3 protein-coding genes are annotated in these 1744 nt (G+C 77.1%); all 3 read right to left on the bottom strand.

All coding sequences use genetic code 11. The features are described 5' to 3' along the window. A partial coding sequence (locus E1265_RS36010) for a hypothetical protein (protein WP_207931355.1) occupies window positions 1-1015 on the bottom strand: 1015 nt, incomplete at its 3' end. Next, entirely contained in the window at window positions 1012-1374 is a 363-nt protein-coding gene (locus tag E1265_RS36005) for a hypothetical protein (RefSeq protein WP_132935144.1), read from the bottom strand. The genes E1265_RS36005 and E1265_RS36010, both read right to left, overlap by 4 nt. Before the next feature lie 3 nt (window positions 1375-1377). Beyond that, window positions 1378-1695 carry a hypothetical protein gene (locus E1265_RS36000; protein WP_132935143.1) on the bottom strand — a complete coding sequence of 106 codons (318 nt, stop codon included), beginning with the start codon at window positions 1693-1695 and terminating at the stop codon, window positions 1378-1380. Between the last annotated feature and the right edge of the window lie 49 nt (window positions 1696-1744).

The following is a 1744-nucleotide window of genomic DNA, read 5'->3' as shown; positions in this document are numbered from 1 at the left end:
CGTAGAGCCCGCCCAACCTGCCGAGGCCCGGCAGGGCCCGCCCGAGGCCCGCGAGGCCCAGGCCGACGCCGGCGGCCAGCGCGCCGGGACCGACCCCGATGCCGGCGAACGGCCGGGTGGTGGTGGCCGGCTCGCCGAACGGCAGGCCGGTGACCGGGTCCACCCAGCGGGAGGTGACGGGGTCGAATTCCCGCCCCGTGGCCGGGTCGACCAGGTGGCCGGTGCCCGGGCTGCGCACCCAGCCCTCGAACTCGCCGCCCTCGGGCCCGAGGACGCTGAGCCTGTCGGGCGTGAGGACGTGCGCGAACCCGTCGGGTGCCGGCTGTCCGGGAACGAGGCCCGGCTCCTTCTCCGGCGCGCGGTCCGGCTCGCGCTCCGCCGCCCGGTCGGCGGGCTGCCGGTCGGCGTCCCGGCGGGTGGCGGCGTGGTCCGCGGTGGCCCGGTCCGCGGTGCGCGCGTCCCCGGTGGTCGCCCGGTCCGTGGTCCGGTCCACCGAGCGCTCCTCGCTCACCAGCAGGTGCCCGCCGCTCTCCGGCGCGGGCGGGGCCGTGTCGCCGGTCACCCGGCCGATGTCGGCGTCGAGCTGCTGCAGCACCGTGACCGCCTCGGCCGTCAGCACGGCGCGCTCCGACATCCGTCGCATGCGCTCGCCGACGGAGCCCTCCGCGTCGTCGCCGCTCTCAGCCACCTGGTCGTACCGGGCCCGCAGGTCAATCGCCCGCTCGGTGGCGCGGGCCGCGGCCCCGGCGGCCGTGGTGAGCTGGCCGGCGACCCGGGCGGCCATCGCGCCCGCGTCCCCGGCCCAGCCGGCGGCGCCCCTGATGCGGTCGCCGAGCTCGGCGAGCCCCTCGCCCGGCTCGGCCGCCACGTCGGCGGCGGCCGCCGCGAGCCGGTCGTGCTCGGCCGTGCCGGCGTCCGCCAGCCCCTCCCAGGCACTGGCCGCGGCGTGCAGGCGCAGGTGGTCGACGCTGAGGATCCGGTCGATGACGGAGTGGAAGTTCGCGTCCATGCTCATCGCGCGCCCCCTTCCCGCTCGCCCCAGAGCGCCTCGGCCGTCCGCCGCGCGTCGGCGAGCGCCTCGTGCGCCGCGTGGTCGGTGCGGTCGGCGATCGCGGCCACCTCGGTGGCGCTGTGTCGGATGTCCTCGACGGTGGCGCCCGCGCCGGCCAGCTCGTGTCGCAGCCCCTCGGCCGAGGCGACGACGGCGGCCTCGGCCCGCGCCCCGGCCGGGAGGTCGCCGAACAGGCCGGTGGCGGCCGCCACCGCCGCGTGCGCCCGCCGCATGCCGCCGAGCCGTTCGCTCTCCCCTGCGTACCGCGCGGCGCGGCGCGCCGCCGCCGGGTTGAGGATCCGCTCCCCCGTGGTGGTGTCCATGGGTCAGCGCCCGCCGCCCATCGCCGCCCGCACCATGGCGGCGCCGCCCTCGTTGCCGATGGTCTGGACGTTGCGGATGGCCTGGTTCTGGGCGACGACGCTGTCGTCGAACCCGGTGGACTCGCGCCGGAACTGCTGGTCGCGCTCCTCGAGCACCTGGCCGATGCTGGCGTCGACCAGGCCCTGTTCGACGAGCCCGAGCAGCTGCTGGTGGACGTTGTCCCAGATGGTCGTGTACTGCTGCTGCTGATTGAGGGTCTGGGACTGGATGCCCTCCAGACTCTCGTTGCTGAAGCGGATCAGGTCCCCGTAGCCGTTCACGTTTCCTCGTGCCCCTTCTGCTCGTTGGTGGGTGGGGGTCGGTGGTGGG

The sequence above is a fragment of the Streptomyces sp. 8K308 genome (assembly GCF_004348315.1).
Taxonomy (GTDB): domain Bacteria; phylum Actinomycetota; class Actinomycetes; order Streptomycetales; family Streptomycetaceae; genus Streptomyces.
Note: the sequence above shows the minus strand (reverse complement) of the source record. Positions and strands in the feature narration are given on the sequence as shown.

Bases quoted from the DNA above. Each gene is read 5' to 3' on its own strand.
- E1265_RS36005 (WP_132935144.1), bottom strand. From the start codon at position 1,374: ATGGACACCACCACGGGGGAGCGGATCCTCAACCCGGCGGCGGCGCGC.